We start from the raw sequence: 17,975 nt of genomic DNA, 5'->3' as shown, positions 1-17,975 counted from the left end.
GGGGGGGTGTTCTTGTGGAACTATTTTTTTTGAGAGTGAGTGTGAGCGTCTTTGTAAGCTATGGTTTTTGGGATGTGTCTTGTTAGTTTTGTGTATTGGTTTTGTTTTTCCCGGTTGTTTAGTACCAGTCAGCTTTGCGTTTTACAACGTGTACACTTCTGGCCTATCTGCCCAGTAGTCTGCTGGGAACCTTGTGGAGACCTTATCTTAAAGCAGGCTTCCCGCTTAGATGCTTTCAGCGGTTATCCTTTCCGAACGTAGCTAACCAGCCGTGCACCTGGCGGTACAACTGGCATACCAGAGGTTCGTCCATCCCGGTCCTCTCGTACTAGGGACAGGCCTTTTTCAAGTCTCAACGCGCGCAGCGGATAGGGACCGAACTGTCTCACGACGTTCTGAACCCAGCTCGCGTACCGCTTTAATGGGCGAACAGCCCAACCCTTGGGACCAACTCCAGCCCCAGGATGCGACGAGCCGACATCGAGGTGCCAAACCATGCCGTCGATATGGACTCTTGGGCAAGATCAGCCTGTTATCCCCGGGGTACCTTTTATCCGTTGAGCGACAACGCTTCCATAAGCCATTGCCGGATCACTAGTTCCTACTTTCGTACCTGCTCCACCCGTCAGTGTCACAGTCAAGCTTCCTTGTGCACTTACACTCGCCTCCTGATTACCAACCAGGATGAGGAAACCTTTGAGCGCCTCCGTTACCATTTAGGAGGCAACCGCCCCAGTTAAACTACCCACCAGGCACTGTCCCTAACCCAGATAATGGGCCCAGGTTCAGACAACCAGCAACATCAGAGTGGTATTTCACTTGTCGACTCCACAAAAACTAGCGTTCCTGCTTCAACGTCTCCCACCTATCCTACACAAACACAACCAGCCGCCAATACCAAGCTATAGTAAAGGTCCCGGGGTCTTTCCGTCCTGCTGCGCGTAACGAGCATCTTTACTCGTAATGCAATTTCGCCGAGCTCGCGGTTAAGACAGCACAGAAGTCGTTACGCCATTCGTGCAGGTCGGAACTTACCCGACAAGGAATTTCGCTACCTTAGGATGGTTATAGTTACCACCGCCGTTTACCGGGGCTTAAATTCACCGCTTCGCAAAAACGCTAACAGTTCCTCTTAACCTTCCGGCACCGGGCAGGCGTCAGTGCGTATACATCGCCTTACAGCTTCGCACGCACCTGTGTTTTTGATAAACAGTCGCTTCCATCTTGCTATTGCACCCCACACCCCCTAGAACAGAAAACGCTCTTCAAGGGGCGGGGCCTCCTTCTCCCGAAGTTACGGAGGCAATTTGCCGAATTCCTTAACCACGATTCACTCGCTCGCCTTAGTATTCTCTACCCAACTACCAGAGTCGGTTTAGGGTACGGGCGGAACAAACCCTCACAACGCAGCTTTTCTTGACAGTACAGACCCACCCTGTTATCAACCCAAAAAAATGGATTCCACCATCACCCCTCACCCTTAACGCCTCCCGGATTTGCCTAGAAGACAGGCTACAGGCTTGAACACGGTAAACCACCACCGCGCCAGGCAATCTCACTGTGTCACCACGAAGCTAAAACCTTTAAACCAAAAACCCGAAACCCCACAAACCATTAAACCCCCGAAAGGGAAAAACAGTAAAAAGAAGTGTCAAGCTCAAGAAATAAAGACCAAAAAACGGTTCTGTCCCGGTAGCAGAATATCAACTGCTCAACCATCGACTACGCCTGACGGCCTCGCCTTAGGACCCGACTAACCCAGGGCGGATAAACCTTCCCCTGGAACCCTTAGTTTATCGGCGCCAGCGATTCTCACGCTGGACTCGCTACTCATGCCTGCATTCTCACTCCCACACAAAACACGACCCGTTACCAGACCGCTATAACCATGCAGGACGCTCCCCTACCCCGTAACACAAAAAGTGTTACAGCCACAGTTTCGGTGGCATGCTTAAGCCCCGCTACATTATCGGCGCACAATCACTCGACCAGTAAGCTATTACGCACTCTTTCAAGGGTGGCTGCTTCTAAGCCAACCTCCTGGCTGTCAACGCAACTACACATCCTTTCCCACTCAGCACACACTTAGGGACCTTAACCGATGATCAGGGCTGTTTCCCTCTCGACAACGAAGCTTATCCCCCGCTGTCTGACTGCCCCGCCAACTTAACGCGCATTCGGAGTTTAGCAGATCTCAGTAACCAACAAGGCCCATCAACCAACCAGTAGCTCTACCACACGCAAGCTAAAACGAGACGCTATACCTAAATATATTTCGGGGAGAACCAGCTATCACGGAGTTTGATTGGCCTTTCACCCCTACCCACAGCTCATCCCCCAGGTTTTCAACCCTGGTGGGTGCGGTCCTCCACGACGTTCTACCGCCGCTTCAACCTGGCCATGGGTAGATCACCCCGCTTCGGGTCTATGCCACGCAACTATCTCGCCCCCAGGACTCGGTTTCCCTACGACTACCCCACAACGGGTTAACCTCGCCACGCAACATAACTCGCAGGCTCATTCTTCAATAGGCACGCCACCACCACACCAGCCCGAAGGCTCCATGGCTCTGACGGCTTAAAAACGCTTGGTTTCAGGAACTATTTCACTCCCCTCCCGGGGTACTTTTCACCATTCCCTCACGGTACTAATCCACTATCGGTCACCATGCCCGTCCAGGCTTACCCAATGGTCTGGGCAGATTCACACGAGATTCCACGAGCCTCGCGCTACTCGGGAACAAAACCCAACGCCATGCATGCAAAACCAGCTACCCGACTATCACGGTCTACGGCCAGGCATCCCAACCCGTTCACCTCTCACATGCAAAAACGCTCCAAGAACCGGCAGATTCTCAACGACTTCGTCCCACAACACCGCCCGCGCAACCCCTGCCGAGTATCACACGCAAACGGTTTAGCCAACACCCGCTATCGCTCACCACTACACACGGACTATCTCACAAAAGGCGGTACTAAGATGTTTCACTTCCCACCCTACCAACACGCACCTATCAAAACTTCAATGCGCGCCAACCACACACAACTATGGTTAGGTTACCCCATTCGGAAACCCCCGGATCAACGCACGCTCGCTAACTCCCCGAGGCTATCGCCAGCCACAACGTCCTTCATCGGCACACGATGCCAAGGCATCCACCAAACGCTCAAAACAAAAAACAAACCAATAAACAAAAAAAACACCATCACCCAAAAAATGGGTGACCGCGAACAAGATTCTCTACAAAAAACAAAGCATCACAAAGACACTCACATCCACTCTCCAAAAAACAAACAACCAACCCAAAAAACCCAAAGAATATAAACCCTTTGAAAGCCAATGAGTCAAACAAACAAACCCAACAAAAAGCCTGATTGTTCCTATACCCGATAGCCCCCCAAAACCCCAAAGCCCTGGGGGAAAGTGTTTTCCCGTTCCATTTGCGCAATAATAAACAATAATCTCCCTAGAAAGGAGGTGATCCAGCCGCACCTTCCGGTACGGCTACCTTGTTACGACTTCGTCCCAATCGCTAGCCCCACCTTAACCCGCTCCCCCTCAAAAAGAGTTAGGCCACAAGCTTCGAGTGTTACCAACTTTCGTGACGTGACGGGCGGTGTGTACAAGGCCCGAGAACGTATTCACCGCAGCGTTGCTGATCTGCGATTACTAGCGACTCCACCTTCACGGGGCCGAGTTGCAGACCCCGATCCGAACCAAGACGCCCTTTAAGAGATTCGCCCCACCTTACGGTATCGCAACCCTTTGTAGACGCCAATGTAGCATGCGTGAAGCCCAAGACATAAGGGGCATGATGATTTGACGTCATCCCCACCTTCCTCCGAGTTAACCCCGGCAGTCTCCCACGAGTCCCCAACACAACTTGCTGGCAACATAGGACAAGGGTTGCGCTCGTTGCGGGACTTAACCCAACATCTCACGACACGAGCTGACGACAACCATGCACCACCTGCACACCAGCCAAAAAGGAAAACCCATCTCTGGATCGGTCCAGTGCATGTCAAGCCTTGGTAAGGTTCTTCGCGTTGCATCGAATTAATCCGCATGCTCCGCCGCTTGTGCGGGCCCCCGTCAATTCCTTTGAGTTTTAGCCTTGCGACCGTACTCCCCAGGCGGGGAACTTAACGCGTTAGCTACGACGCAGAAGACAAAAAAGCCCCCCACACCCAGTTCCCAACGTTTACAGCATGGACTACCAGGGTATCTAATCCTGTTCGCTCCCCACGCTTTCGCTCCTCAGCGTCAGTAACAGCCCAGAGACCCGCCTTCGCCACCGGTATTCCTCCTGATATCTGCGCATTCCACCGCTACACCAGGAATTCCAGTCTCCCCTACTGCACTCAAGCCAGCCCGTACCCACCGCAAACCCACAGTTAAGCCATGAGCTTTCACGACAGACGCAACCAGCCACCTACAAGCCCTTTACGCCCAATAATTCCGGATAACGCTCGCGCCCTACGTATTACCGCGGCTGCTGGCACGTAGTTAGCCGGCGCTAATCAACCCCTACACTCAACACACCCAATAGTGCGCCTTGTTCAGAGCAAAAGAAGTTTACAACCCGAAGGCCTTCATCCCCCACGCGGCGTCGCTGCATCAGGCTTGCGCCCATTGTGCAATATCCCCCACTGCTGCCTCCCGCAGGAGTCTGGGCCGTATCTCAGTCCCAATGTGACCGACCACCCTCTCAGGCCGGCTACCCGTCAAAGCCTTGGTAAGCCATCACCCCACCAACAAGCTGATAGACCGCGAGCCCACCCTTTACCGAAACAAATCTTTCCCACCAACCCCATGCGGAGAAGACGGAACATAAGGTATTAAACACCCTTTCAGGAGCTTATCCCAAAGAAAAGGACAGGTTACTCACGTGTTACTCACCCGTTCGCCACTCTCACCAAAGGTGCAAGCACCCTCGGATCCCGTTCGACTTGCATGTGTTAAGCACGCCGCCAGCGTTCATCCTGAGCCAGGATCAAACTCTCCAACAAAAACCAAAAACAAAACCCACCAAAAAAACAGCAGGCAAAAACGATCCAACCCAAAAAGAGCCAAACCAAAATGGTTCAAGCCAGAAAACAATCCAGCAAAAACAAACACCAACAATCAAAAAACAAAACGTTCCAAAATCATCAGCATCAAAAAAACAAAAAACAGAAAAAACCAAACCACCCACCAAAAACAGCAGGCAACCCAGTCAATCCCACACAAACAAAACAAAAAAACACAACTATCGAGAACACAAACAACCAAACCACAAACCAACCAAAAACAATCAGTAAAGGGTTCTGCGCGAAAAACGCGCGAGTCTCAGTCTAACAGATTTTATTTTCAACTTTCAAGTTTTTAGAAAGTGAAACAAGCCATAAAGACTCTTTCAATCTGTAAATACTAAGTCAAACAATCCCGCCCACTGAGCCAGAACCGAAGTTCTTTGCCGGGGCAACAGGTAATAACTTACACAGCGGAGAACTAAAACTTCAAACTGAGAAGCGGTGAGCTGCCACACACCCAAGTTTTACACCTATTCATGCAGGTGAGCGGCCGCTAGGTTCCTCTTCCCTTTCCTAAACAGCACCAGCGAACCCGGAAGCACGTCCTCGTGAACAATCACCCTATCCGGGTCCGTAACCTTTTGATTGTTTAGGTAGGCTCCGCCGTTCTTAATTGTACGAATCGCCGCGCCGCGCCCCTTCTCGAAACCTGCTTCTATCAGCAAATCTACTAGATTAGTCTTGCCGATTTCTACGGTAGCAGCCGGTAAATGGGCAGTTGCTCCCTTCAGAGTTGCGCCATCTACTTTCTGCAGGTCACCTCCACCCCATAGGGCTTCGGTCGCCGCAATCACCTGGTCAAGAGCTTTTTGCCCGTGTACCAGACGGGTAACCTCACCGGCCAGAGCCTTTTGAGCTTCCCGCTTATGGGGGCGGTCGGTTACCTCTTGCGCCAGCGCCTCAATCTCGTCTCGAGACAAGAAAGTAAACACTTTCAAGAAGCGGACAACATCTGCGTCCTCGGCTCCCAGCCAGAACTGGTAGAACTCGTAGGGAGAGAGCATTTCGGGGTCAAGCCAAATTGCCCCGCCCTCAGATTTGCCGAACTTGGAGCCATCGGCCTTAGTGATGAGCGGAGTCGTCATCACATGGACATCTTTGCCCTCGACCTTGTGGATTAGATCCATACCGCCAACCAGGTTGCCCCATTGATCATTCCCACCGGTTTCTAGAGTGCAGCCATAGCGACGGTATAGTTCCAAGAAATCGTAGGCCTGGAGAATCTGGTAACTGAACTCGGTATAGGAAATACCTTCGGAAGAATTAAGCCTGCGGGCTACGGCGTCTTTAGCAAGCATAGTTCCCATTCGGAAGTTCTTGCCCAGGTCACGCAAAAGTCCAATCGCGCTGAGGTTTTGAATCCAATCCATGTTATTAACCATGACTGCCGGGTTATCGCCCTCAAAATCAAGGAAATGGCTAATTTGCGCACGTAAACGCTCAACCCAGGTAGCAACTACCTCTTTGGGTTGCAGCTGCCGCTCAGCCGTCATTCGCGGATCCCCAATCAATCCGGTTGCTCCCCCAACCAGGGCTAGAGGACGGTGTCCCGCATTTTGTAGGTGTCGCATCATGATTAACTGCACCAGATGCCCATGATGCAAAGAGGGAGCAGTAGGGTCGAAACCGCAATAGAAAGTAACCACTCCATCAGCTAGGCTAGAGCGCAGTTTTTGCAGGTCAGTATGCTGAGCGAGTAGACCTCGCCACTGAAGTTCATCAATAATATCGCCCACGATTATCCTTTCCCTCTAGGCAAAGGGGACTCCGCCCTAATTGCCACTAGCTATTGTCTGCTCTTAGGACTTAGTTTAGCGAAGTGGCGAAAACTGGTTTTCCCAGGGCTTCAATCTGGACGCACAGCGCTTTAGCTAGCTATCCCATTTTGGGATTTTCCCGAGGACGAATTCGGAGTTTTTATCAGGGTTAGCAGGGGAAACTACTTTTCAAGTAGCATATCGCCGCCTTTAATCCAGCCTTTTTTACGCATTAGTTCTGCGAAAAGTAAAGACAAAGCAGCCGGGGCTATGAAATGCAGTAGCAAAATCATGCCCAATAGCGTCGGCGCCGAAGTAGTAGCTCCCATAACATTCCAGGTCATGATCTGCCCCACTAAACCGGAAGTCCCCATTCCTGAGCCAGCCGCATTTGACTCCATTTTGAACACCATGGTGGCGATAGGTCCGAGTATTGCAGAAGCCAGAGTGGGGGGAATCCAAATCAGGGGATGGCGCATAATATTGGGGACTTGCAACATGGAAGTGCCGATACCCTGGGAGATTAGACCGGAAACCTTATTTTCTCGATAGGACGCGACCGCAAAACCTACCATTTGGGCGCTGCACCCTACAGTGGCTGCCCCGGCAGCTAACCCCGACAAGCCAAGCACTATTCCTAACGCTGCTGAAGAAATTGGCAGGGTCAAAATCATGCCCATTAGCACTGCCACGATGATTCCCATAAGGAATGGTTCTCGCTCAGTCCCCCAGTTAATGATGGCTCCCAGAGAGGTCATTAACCGTGAAATACCCGGGCCAATCAGCAGACCAATAATCGCCCCCGAGGTGACGGTCACAAAGGGAGTTACCAGAATATCTACCGGAGTTTTACCCGAGACCAAAAGACCAAACTCGACTGCCACAAAGGAAGCTATAAATGCTCCTAAGGGCTCTCCAGGACCTTGCAGATGCATAGTGATTCCCTCAACGATTCCGCCGTTTATTATTTTGGCGGCGTGCGCCCCTATCATTCCGGCTAATCCGGTACCTACTACTACGAAAGTTGAGGCTTTTAGCCGATGAGCAACGCCGATGCCGATTCCCGCACCGGTGAGTACGGAGGCTACTGACCCGATTAACACCAGGGTTTTACCGATTATTCCCGGGATAAAACCTCCAATTTGCACCATGATGGTTCCGATAATCAGGGACGCAAACAGACCGTGCGCCATCCCGGTCATAGCATCAATAAAAAATAGCGACAACCAGCCTTTTATGCGTTGTTTCATCTGCGGATTTCCTTTTAGCTATTTCCCATATTTTAGTTTTCGTCTCTTAGTCGAAAACTGGATTTAAGCTACCATAAGACTTTGTGAGAACACAACCTCGAGATTCAAATGGAGTCGCCGTTTATCGCCACGAGGCACTAGCTGTGGTCTTACAGGTTCGCACTCACCCAGACGATCAATGCGAAAACACTATCAGCGCCCTAAAAAACCCCAGACCACCTTGTCTACAGGTATTAGTTGCCCGCCGCTCCCATCCCCCCTTTCAGGGAATGTACGCCCTCCCCTCCGGTCCGCTAGAACCAGAAGAAACCCTGGGAGCCAGCGCTTTTCGACATCTTTCACAGAAAATGGACATTGGCGCCCTGTCCTATATGGAACAGATTGGCACCCGTTCCGACGCCCATCGCGACCCCAGCCAACGCACCGTAGCCACCGCCTATTTAGGGCTGGTTCCCGCCGGAATCAATACCGCACTTCCCGCTCACGCCCGCTGGATAAGCCTCAATCAGCTTCCAGAAATGGCCTACGACCATGCCGATATTATTGGCGAGGGCGCAGACAGGCTACGCGCGAAACTCTCCTATACCAATATAGCGTTTGCTTTAGCTCCCCCGGATTTCACTATCGCCGAGCTAACAAACATTTATCGGGCAGCCCTGGGGCGGGAAGTTTCACCTACGAATCTACAGCGGGTACTTAGTCGGCGCGGACAGCTTATCCCCACCGGTCAGCAAGAACGCCCCGGCAGCAAAGGAGGGCGACCCGCCCGGCGTTATCGTTTCACGAAACAGACCCTACAGGTAACCGATCCCTTCGCGATTCTGCGTCCTTCCTAATTCCCCTAGCCCCAAAGAGGGGCTTGACCATTTATGACCCCACATCCTAGGGATTCGCGGGGAGGAAGGACTCCCCCCCCCCCAACAAAAGCTACCTAGACGGTAAGAGGAGGGCAGAGTCTGTTAGAAATCCTTAGATTTAGCCAAGATTTTCAGAGAAGATTTTCAGAGACGACTCCCCGCACTAGAGGCATATTTTTCAACAATCTGTTGCATTTGGGAGAACTTATCATCCATATCCGCAACTAATTTCTCCTGGGTACGAGCCCTATCTAAATTGTGTTGCGGACGGTGAATCTTAAAATAGTTATCCCCCAGCAGATAGTCAGTCAAAAACCGCATCCCGCATTCATAGGTCATCACCTGCGCCCCCAAAGGCAACAGTTCAATCTCTAAATCAGTTAGGCTTCCTTGCAGCCCCTCCAAGAAGCCTTTAGTAAACGCCGCAAACAGCTCCATAGAACACGACACTTTAGAGAGGTCAGTTTCGTCCTCCGCACCAGTAGAAGCTCCGAAACGAATGGAATCCCCAAAATCATTCATTGCCAGTCCCGGCATCACGGTATCCAAGTCAATGACCGCGATAGCTTTACCGGTGTCCGCATCTATCAGTACATTGTTGAGCTTGGTATCGTTATGGGTTACCCGCAAGGGCAGCTTTCCAGCTGCTTGCAAATCGGCAAATGCGTGCGCCAAATGCTCGTATCGGCGATAAAAATCAATATCTTCCCTAACCTGGCTGACTCGCCCTAGTGGATCAAGAGCTATCGCGTCCTCGAACTGAGAGAAGCGATCAACAGTGTCATGGAAGCGCGGAATTACTTCGTGTAAAGAATCTGCTGGAAAATCAGCCAGGCGACGCTGAAAACTGCCGAAAGCTATACCAGACTGATAAAAATCCTGCGGATTCTCAATCAAATCTAAGGTGAAAGCAGTGTCTATATAGCTGTACATCCGCCACCAGTTCCCGTCCGGATCGCGGTAACAAGGATAGCCGTCAAAAGTGCGGATTATTCGCAATGTCTCCCGATCTGGGTCACCGCCCTCCTGTTGGATACGTTCCCGTAAAAACTCGGTAACTGCCGCAATGTTTTCCATTAACTGCACGGGATTAGTAAAAATATCGGTATTAATACGCTGCAAAGTCAGTGGCAGTTCGCTGCCGTCCTCTAGGCGACATTTCGCCAACAAAGTCTCGTTGATGTGTCCCGAGCCGTAAGGGTTAGCGGTTAGGAAATCACCTTTAACCCGAAAATTATCAACTGCCCGCCGCACCTGCGCAACTCGTAAATCCTGCATCATCTAGTTCCTTTAACTACCATTGGCCAATCAGCCTTGACAAACCCAGCAAAAATATTAGCCCGCCTTTTCACCAGTTCTCAAAGAGCGAGCACGCAACCATTATCTAAGCCTACATTGCGTGCCCGCTCTTTGCGGATTAAGCAAACCGATTACTTATGTGTCTGTCTCGAATCTGTATTTTCGCGTACATGGTTAGTTTCTTCCTCCGGATGCCCCATACCAGCATCTGGATTAAACCAAGTCCACGCCAAGAAAACCAGGGAAGTGACCAGTAGCCCCACCCCAGAATACATATTGGCATTAATCGGGGTGTTATTTATTCCCTCCAGATTATTGGCAACATAGTCAGGAACCGTAGCAGGTTCAATCAAAAGCCCACAAACAATCAGGAAAACCCCAATAATGCCCAGTACCAGACCGCAAATAATCCGAATATCGTAAGGATGAATCTTTCGTTTCATAACAATTTACCTCCCCTAGTGGAACACCGAATTCAAGACGATTACCAAAACAGCTGCCACAATCGCCAGCGGAATCGGACGGCGAAGTAGTGGCAACTTGTGAAGATTCGGATCAATGCGGCGTTCCTTAGGTGTAAGCGACCAGACGAAGCCCTCCAATTCAGCGTATTCCTTGGGCTTGGTGAACACCGACACCACCACGTTTACCAGGACACCGACCACGAAAGCCGCACCAGCCGCGATAAATGCTTGACCTTGACCGGGCAGAACCAAAATCTCATTCCAACACAAAACATTGACAAATAGCGCTGCTAAAGTACCAAATAACAAACCGGTCCAACCACCAGAGGGAGTTGCCCGCTTCCAGAGCATACCGATAATGAAAGAAGCAAACAGGGGCGCATTGAACATAGAGAACAATTGCTGAAGCAAATCCATAATGTTCGGATACAGCGAGGCAATCAACGCAGTAAATACCGCTACTGTACACGCCACGATAGTGGCATTACGTCCCACTTTCAGATAGTGCTCATCGGATTCATTCGGTTTGAAATAGGCTTCATAAATATCAACCGTAAACACCGTGTTAAAGGCAGATACGTTCGCTGCCATCCCCGCCATAAAGGAAGCGAGCAAACCGGCAATCGCCAAACCTAGCAAACCATTAGGAAGCAAATCCCGCATCATTAGCAGCATGGCATCGTTATAGCTAACTTCATAACCCGCCGGGACGTGTGAAGATAGCTTCGCGAGCGCTTCCTCGCCTACTGCCATATAGTCTGGCCCGCCCTTTAATTTCACGATTTCAGGAATCAACACCCCGGCAACCATACCGGGGATAATCACGATGAAAGGAACAAACATTTTAACGAAAGTCCCAATAATCGGGGTCTTTTGAGCGGCAGCAATAGAATCTGAGGCCATTGCCCTTTGCACTTCAACGAAGTTAGTTGTCCAATACCCGAACGCGAGAACGAAACCTAGCCCCATGACTAGACCGAATACGGAAAGCACCGGGGAGCTAAAGCCCGAAAGCAAGGTGCCTGGCCATGAATGGAGCTGGTTATTTGGATCTTGATAGGAGGCAGCAGTAGCTTGCGTAGCCCATTTAGTAATTTTTTCAGTCAGCCCTTGATAACCCCCTACGCGGTACAGACCAATGAGGGTTACTGGCAGTAGCGCCGCCACGATTACGAAGAACTGGAGTACTTCATTATAAATAGCAGCTGCTAGACCCCCGATACTGATGTAGGTGAGCACGATTAGCGCTGCAATAATCAGGGAAATCCATAGCGGGATTCCCAACATTCCGTTGACGATTTTACCTAGCAGATACAGGTTTACACCCGCAATTAGTAGCTGGGCAAGCGCAAAAGAAAGCCCATTAATTAGGTGGGCGGCTTTGCCGTAGCGTTTAAGCATAAATTCGGGAACCGAGCGAACTTTCGAGCCATAATAGAACGGCATCATCACGATGCCAAGGAACAGCATTGCCGGAATCGCTCCCAGCCAGAAATAGTGAAAAGTGGGTAAACCATACTGGGCGCCGTTCGCGCTCATACCCATGATTTCAACTGCCCCCAGGTTCGCGGAGACGAAAGCCAGACCGGTAACCCAGGCCGGTAACGAACGCCCACCAGTCAAGAATTCGTCAGATGAACTGGCTTTTCGTTTCATCATGAACCCTACGGCCACTACGAAAGCAAAGTAGATAACTATCGGAAAATAGTCATATAACTTTGGTTCAATCAGGGTTGTCACCTCAGTAGGTGTTAATAATATCGGGCGGATCATTCCCTCCCCCTCTTCTCAGAACTTCATTATTCTTTCACTGCTCAAGCTTTCATGCCGTTAAAAGTATTCGAGCAGGAACATCTGTCAGTATAGTGTTATTGTCTCCACACAAAGGACGATTTTAATAACTTTTATCTTTATCTTTACTAATAAATTTGATTCTAGGATTTTCTAATACTCCTGTTCGGTCGTATCCTTTTCATGTATTCCAGGCAGGAGAACGCATATTAATGACAACAGAATCTAAAACAGCAGTAAAAGAACTAACTATTCGCGGAGTGATTATCGGGGGAATCATTACCTTAATTTTCACTGCCGCCAATGTCTACCTGGGGTTAAAGGTGGGTCTGACTTTTGCCACCTCTATTCCGGCGGCCGTTATTTCCATGGCGATTCTGCGGTATTTCAAAGATCATACCGTGCAAGAAAACAACATTGTGCAGACCATTGCTTCAGCGGCTGGCACTTTATCGGCAATTATTTTCGTCCTGCCCGGTCTGATTATGGTCGGCTGGTGGAGCGGCTTCCCCTATTGGACTACCGCCCTCTTATGTGCCATGGGCGGGATTTTGGGGGTTACCTATTCTATTCCCTTACGGCGCGCCCTCGTAACCGGTTCTGACCTTTCTTTTCCCGAGGGCGTAGCGGCGGCAGAAGTCCTAAAAGTCGGGGACACTAGCGAAGGAGCCGCCGACAACCGCCGCGGCCTGCACGTGATTGTTTGGGGAGCGATTTCCTCCGCATTTTTCAGTCTGCTCACTAATCTTAAAGTCGCGCTTTCCTCTGTCACCACCGCTTTCAAAGTGGGAGCGGGGGGCACTATGGTGGGAACTAGCCTGTCCTTAGCGCTTATCGGGATTGGGCATTTGGTAGGTCTGGGTGTCGGCATTGCCATGATTTGCGGCATGGTAATCAGTTATGGGGTGCTACTACCCTACTTTTCTTCTGGGCAGCTCGGCAGCGGGGATATTTCCGAGGGCGTGCAAGCGATTTTTGCCTCCGATGTACGGTTCGTGGGGGCGGGCACCATCGCCATTGCTGCTATCTGGACGTTCTTAAAAATCATTGGACCGATTTTTCAAGGAATGCGCGAATCCATTAGCGCGTCTCGTAAACGTAAAAGTGGATTCACCCTCCCCCCGCAAGAACGAGACCTGCCCGCTTCTTGGGTTATCGGTATCACCCTAGCTTTAATGATTCCTATCGGGGTTCTATTGTGGCTATTCTTGCGAGGCAGTTCCTTAGAGCATCACACGGGTGGACTAATTTTCTTGTCAATCGTGTTTATTTTGGCACTTGGGCTGGCAGTTGCCAGCGTCTGTGGCTATATGGCGGGACTGATAGGTTCGTCGAACAGCCCGGTCTCTGGGGTGGGAATCTTGGTGGCAATTCTGACGGCTCTGGTAATTAAACTAGCGACTCCGGCCGATGCCGACCCTAAGACTCTTGTCGCCTACACCCTGTTCACGGCGGCAATCATATTTGGTATTGCCACTATTTCTAACGACAACTTACAAGACCTTAAAACCGGTCAATTGGTGAACTCTACCCCTTGGAAACAGCAGGTGGCGCTGATAATAGGAGTAGGATTCGGCTCTTTAATAATTCCACCGGTGTTACAGCTGATGAACACAGCTTTCGGATTTCAAGGAGCCCCGGGTGCGGGCAAGAATGCACTGGCTGCTCCGCAAGCCTCTCTGATTGCTGAACTTACCAAAGGGGTATTTGGAGGCGATATTGACTGGAGTCTGCTGGGATTAGGCGCTGTAATCGGAGTGGCGATAATCGTCATTGATGAACTGCTAAAGCACCTGACCTCTCGCTATTCCCTGCCCCCGATTGCAGTCGGGATGGGAATGTATCTGCCTATCACCCTCACCATCTTGATTCCGGTTGGCGCTACCTGCGGAGTTCTCTTTAACCGCTGGGCTAAAACCAGAAAGAATCCGGAGGCGGCTTCCCGAATGGGAACTTTGCTGGCTACCGGGTTAATCGTGGGGGAAAGCCTGTGGGGCGTAGTTTATGCCGCGATTGTGGGTGGTACTGGCAGCGGAGAGCCGCTGGCAATAGTACCTGATTCCTGGTCGGGAACGTCCTCCCTGGTCGGGCTGGCTATTTTTGTCGCTATAGCACTTTGGGGCTACCGCTACGCAAAGAAACAGGCTTCTGCCTAAAAGATTTCCAAAAACACCAACACTTATTGCTATTTCCTTTGCTATTTGTAGCATTGCTTGGGTAGGCAACATTACGCGCCGTTTTCACCCTCCACAGACAAAACCACCCTCCCAATACCGGCAAAACACCCCAATTTCAACCACATTTCCCATCTCGGGAGGGCGATACTGCACCGGGAGGGCGGAAACGTCACCCAAAAGGGCGGAACCGGTAAGGGATGTGTAAGCACCGACAAGAAGGGCGAGGGCGGTTTTTGCCTCGCGCCCCGAAATCCGGAAAATGCTCTCGCATTTTCACGGATTTAACGCCCGAAGCCAACCCCTCGGCATAAAACCACCCCCGCACCGGCAGCTTTCAGACACATCTCCAGGCAACCACGACCCCTAGTGCAGCATTTTCACCCTCCCGAGACAAAACCGCCCTCCCAATGCCGCCAAAGAGCCTCCATATTGACCACAATTCCCATTTCGGGAGGGCGCAACTGCACCGGGAGGGCGAAAACGTCACCCAAAACAGGCGGGGAGCCTAGGTTTTTCCTCCCGCCCAAGAAATTTGGAAAACGTAGCGACATTTTCCAAATTCTTATGCCCACCGCACCCACTCGGATAAAACCTAGGCTCCCCGCTCGCTAATACCAAACCCACCAAAGACGCTGAGACATAAGACTTCGCAAGGAACCCACTAAGCACCCCAAGACAGATTCACGCAAAAAGAAAAAATTTCAAATCACAAGGGTGCAACCGCTAAGAAGGTATGGGAGTAACGATTAGAAAGACCGGAGATAGTTTCGTCCAGACAGGTGCGAGGACGGGTATATGCCGAGGGATAAGCAAGGAAAGCAAGGGGCGCGGCCGGTAAAAGATACGAGAGGGGCTTGACCGGCGTAGCCGGTCACGGGGTCCCCGGAGTGCTTTTACCGAGCCAGCCCCGCACCGGGACACAACAGGTAGCAACCCACCGCACCCACTCGGATAAAACCAATCCCCCGCGCAGCCTATAGCCAGCGGCCGGGAAACTGCACCACACTGGCCTGCGGCTCCACCAATTTCACCAGGTCGCGATGTTCGATTCCAGCATCCAGGTAGGGGTCGCGGGCAGTAACTAGGTGGTAGCCGAGTTTTTGATAGAACCCGATTACTGGAGCCTGCGCCGCGACTTGCAACAACACCACTCCGCCGCCCTCGGAACTCCCCCAATTACTAAGCGCTAAACGTTCGGCACCGAGTACCAGTTCTTTACCGTTACCGCACCCGCGGGCGGCAGGCAGTACGACGAAACGTCCTAAATTTCCGGTTATAGTGTCCCGCGGTAACTGAGGAAACATTTCTGCGAGGTCGGCTGGAATCCCGATTTTCGGTGGGGTAATCCGGCCGGCCGCGATAGTGCCGGAGGCATCTTCACCTAAAAGGTGGATGGTTCCCTTAGCAAAGTCGATATCGTCTATTTCTAGGTCAAGGGAGATTCCTTGTTCCCGGTGGAAAACCGCGAGGCGGGTTGCAAAAATATCGAGAATATCGCGCGCGCTTTCAGCTCGGCGGACTTGCATAGCGGTGCTCATACTTTTAAGGATATTTATTTTTTGTTTCTAGGGGAGACTTCCGAGGGGAATTTCCAAATAAATAGCGCTTAGCCCTGGCGGTAACTAATGCCCATCATAGAGCGCGGGTAATGCCATTTGAGCACCCCAGGAGGAGCTACTGCCAGGCAGGTGCCACATTCTAGGCAGGCGGCGTATTCGATATCGACTGACCCGTCCTCGCGGGCGGTATAGACATGAGCAGGGCAAACGCGCTCTAATAGTTTGCCGGCGCCCGTGGATTTCGCTAGTTCTTGGTCGATAACGATATGAGATTCTTCTTCGTCAACCTCATAAATATTGGCGCTAAGTCTCTCAGATACGGATTCGGGAAGGTAATCAGTCATTTTAAATCGACCTCACTGCTTGTAAACCGAGCTTCACCAGGCGGCGCATACTCAGTGGCGATTTCTTCAACGCTGCCCGCGTCACTGGTAATAGCCGCTGTCGCGGGGTGGTATCCAGGTTATAGACCCCGTGGAACACGTCCGCCGCGAGCTGGCCTACCTGACCGTATAGTTCCTGGTTGTGTAGGAACTGTGGCGCGCGCGCGAAAGTTTCCATATCTTTGCCCACGAAAGTCGCCTGGTAGTTTTCTAGATATTTATTTAACGAGGACGTGCTATAGTTTTCTGCTTTGAGCGCTATGTCAATGGCGCTGGCGGCGGCTTGGGCAGATCCGGCTGCCAAGTCCATTCCGCGAATCGTGAACCCGGTGTTGAGGGTGAAACCGGCGGCGTCGCCTATCAGAATCAGCCCGTCATGTACCAGTCCTTGTTGCATGGATTTACCACCCTCGGCTACCAGATGGCAGCCATATTCGAGCAGTTTCCCTCCGCGCAGGAACGGTTCGATATAGGGGTGCTGTAAGAAATGATCATGCAGTTCAGAGGAGGATAACTGTTTTTTCTTCAGGTCATCTAGCATTGCCACGATTCCGATAGATACCGAGTCGCGGTTGGTATACAGGAAACCGCCGCCAGCTACCCCCTGGGTGCAGTCCCCTACCATTTGATAGGCCGCGCCCTCGCCCTCTTGCAGGTTGAAGCGTTCTTTCAGGGTTTCTTCCCCTAGCTGGATAACTGATTTCACCCCCACTCCCAGGTGATTCAGCGGCTCTTTAGGCCGAATCCCGGCATATTGCGCGAGGAACGAGTTTACCCCGTCAGCTGCCACGATTATTTTGCCGTAAACCGTGTCTTCCCCTGCGCGCACCCCACAGAATTTGCCGTCCTCGCGCACCAGTTCATCAACTTTCATACCCGGCATAATGGTGGCACCGGCTGCTTCTGCCTGCTCCGCGAGCCAAGGGTCAAGTTTGGCGCGCAGAACACTGACCGCGTTTACCGGCTCTGCGAGACGCTGATCCCAATAATCCAGATTGACCGCGGAGATGGGGTTCAGGAAGGACAAAGTGTTCTTGGTGATTTTCCGTTCAACTGGGGCTTTTTCAATAAAGTCGGGGAAAATCTGGTTCATTACCTGGCAGTAAAACACCCCGCCCGAAAGGTTCTTAGCCCCCACTTCCGAGCCGCGCTCAATCAATAAGACCTGGTGACCATCTTTTGCTAAAAGGTAGGCACATACCGTTCCGGCGACGCCGCCACCTACGATGATGACATCGAAATCGTATTCCACACTCATGTTTTATCTCGCTGCCTCCACTGAGTGGATATTACCTATTCAAGGTCTCCACTTTATCGCAGTTAGCAGCTTGTAATAATGACAGCGGCTCGATAACCGCTAGACTTT

General features: G+C 51.3%; 11 protein-coding genes and 2 rRNA genes. 2 read left to right on the top strand and 11 right to left on the bottom strand.

From position 1 onward, the window contains the following. Positions 1-99 precede the first annotated feature (99 nt). From PG728_RS05995 to PG728_RS05980, 4 genes are all read right to left on the bottom strand, one after another. Positions 100-3,182 (bottom strand): 23S ribosomal RNA (locus PG728_RS05995). Between the two features lie 288 nt (positions 3,183-3,470). After that, positions 3,471-5,009, bottom strand: a 16S ribosomal RNA gene (locus PG728_RS05990). Together the 16S and 23S rRNA genes form the textbook arrangement of a ribosomal RNA operon. A 533-nt stretch (positions 5,010-5,542) precedes the next feature. Next, on the bottom strand, positions 5,543-6,808 hold the full coding sequence (gene tyrS, locus PG728_RS05985; protein ID WP_270626363.1) for a tyrosine--tRNA ligase: 1,266 nt from the start codon (positions 6,806-6,808) through the stop codon (positions 5,543-5,545). Positions 6,809-7,011: 203 nt separating this feature from the next. Continuing rightward, the gene (locus PG728_RS05980; RefSeq protein ID WP_270626361.1) at positions 7,012-8,079 is read right to left on the bottom strand and encodes a PTS transporter subunit IIC; all 1,068 of its coding nucleotides are present in this window, start codon (positions 8,077-8,079) and stop codon (positions 7,012-7,014) included. 83 nt (positions 8,080-8,162) lie between these two features. Between PG728_RS05980 and PG728_RS05975 the strand changes: the two genes are divergently transcribed. Further along, on the top strand, positions 8,163-8,915 hold the full coding sequence (locus tag PG728_RS05975) for an NUDIX hydrolase (RefSeq protein WP_270626359.1): 753 nt from the start codon (positions 8,163-8,165) through the stop codon (positions 8,913-8,915). 165 nt (positions 8,916-9,080) lie between these two features. Here PG728_RS05975 and PG728_RS05970 read toward each other — a convergent pair whose 3' ends face one another. The 3 genes from PG728_RS05970 to PG728_RS05960 all read right to left on the bottom strand — a co-directional run bounded on the left by PG728_RS05970 (position 9,081) and on the right by PG728_RS05960 (position 12,472). Continuing rightward, a complete protein-coding gene (locus PG728_RS05970) occupies positions 9,081-10,217 on the bottom strand; it encodes a phosphotransferase enzyme family protein (RefSeq protein ID WP_270626357.1) in 1,137 nt (378 codons plus the stop codon). Between the two features lie 149 nt (positions 10,218-10,366). Continuing rightward, the gene (locus PG728_RS05965; RefSeq protein ID WP_270626354.1) at positions 10,367-10,678 is read right to left on the bottom strand and encodes a hypothetical protein; all 312 of its coding nucleotides are present in this window, start codon (positions 10,676-10,678) and stop codon (positions 10,367-10,369) included. Positions 10,679-10,693: 15 nt separating this feature from the next. Then, a complete protein-coding gene (locus PG728_RS05960) occupies positions 10,694-12,472 on the bottom strand; it encodes a sodium:solute symporter family protein (protein ID WP_408648207.1) in 1,779 nt (592 codons plus the stop codon). A gap of 230 nt (positions 12,473-12,702) precedes the next feature. Between PG728_RS05960 and PG728_RS05955 the strand changes: the two genes are divergently transcribed. Next, complete coding sequence (locus tag PG728_RS05955) at positions 12,703-14,646, top strand: OPT family oligopeptide transporter (protein WP_270626350.1); 1,944 nt, start codon at positions 12,703-12,705, stop codon at positions 14,644-14,646. A gap of 398 nt (positions 14,647-15,044) precedes the next feature. Here PG728_RS05955 and PG728_RS05950 read toward each other — a convergent pair whose 3' ends face one another. From PG728_RS05950 to PG728_RS05935, 4 genes are all read right to left on the bottom strand, one after another. Next, complete coding sequence (locus tag PG728_RS05950; RefSeq protein ID WP_270626347.1) at positions 15,045-15,218, bottom strand: hypothetical protein; 174 nt, start codon at positions 15,216-15,218, stop codon at positions 15,045-15,047. Positions 15,219-15,641: 423 nt separating this feature from the next. Continuing rightward, complete coding sequence (locus PG728_RS05945) at positions 15,642-16,205, bottom strand: GNAT family N-acetyltransferase (protein WP_270626344.1); 564 nt, start codon at positions 16,203-16,205, stop codon at positions 15,642-15,644. Between the two features lie 68 nt (positions 16,206-16,273). After that, positions 16,274-16,570, bottom strand: coding sequence for a ferredoxin family protein (locus PG728_RS05940; protein WP_270626341.1), 297 nt, complete (start codon positions 16,568-16,570; stop codon positions 16,274-16,276). A gap of 1 nt (position 16,571) precedes the next feature. Further along, positions 16,572-17,867: an FAD-dependent oxidoreductase gene (locus tag PG728_RS05935; RefSeq protein WP_270626339.1), complete on the bottom strand. Its 1,296-nt coding sequence runs from the start codon at positions 17,865-17,867 to the stop codon at positions 16,572-16,574. Positions 17,868-17,975 lie beyond the last annotated feature (108 nt).

The organism is Varibaculum timonense (genome assembly GCF_027694345.1).
GTDB classification, from domain to species: Bacteria; Actinomycetota; Actinomycetes; order Actinomycetales; family Actinomycetaceae; genus Varibaculum; species Varibaculum timonense_A.
Note: the sequence above shows the minus strand (reverse complement) of the source record. Positions and strands in the feature narration are given on the sequence as shown.

Coding starts and splice junctions, on each gene's coding strand:
- PG728_RS05935 (WP_270626339.1), bottom strand. CDS start 17,867: ATGAGTGTGGAATACGATTTCGATGTCATCATCGTAGGTGGCGGCGTC.
- PG728_RS05960 (WP_408648207.1), bottom strand. CDS start 12,472: ATGATCCGCCCGATATTATTAACACCTACTGAGGTGACAACCCTGATT.
- PG728_RS05970 (WP_270626357.1), bottom strand. CDS start 10,217: ATGATGCAGGATTTACGAGTTGCGCAGGTGCGGCGGGCAGTTGATAAT.
- PG728_RS05940 (WP_270626341.1), bottom strand. CDS start 16,570: ATGACTGATTACCTTCCCGAATCCGTATCTGAGAGACTTAGCGCCAAT.
- PG728_RS05950 (WP_270626347.1), bottom strand. CDS start 15,218: ATGTCGCTACGTTTTCCAAATTTCTTGGGCGGGAGGAAAAACCTAGGC.
- PG728_RS05955 (WP_270626350.1), top strand. CDS start 12,703: ATGACAACAGAATCTAAAACAGCAGTAAAAGAACTAACTATTCGCGGA.
- PG728_RS05945 (WP_270626344.1), bottom strand. CDS start 16,205: ATGAGCACCGCTATGCAAGTCCGCCGAGCTGAAAGCGCGCGCGATATT.
- PG728_RS05980 (WP_270626361.1), bottom strand. CDS start 8,079: ATGAAACAACGCATAAAAGGCTGGTTGTCGCTATTTTTTATTGATGCT.
- PG728_RS05965 (WP_270626354.1), bottom strand. CDS start 10,678: ATGAAACGAAAGATTCATCCTTACGATATTCGGATTATTTGCGGTCTG.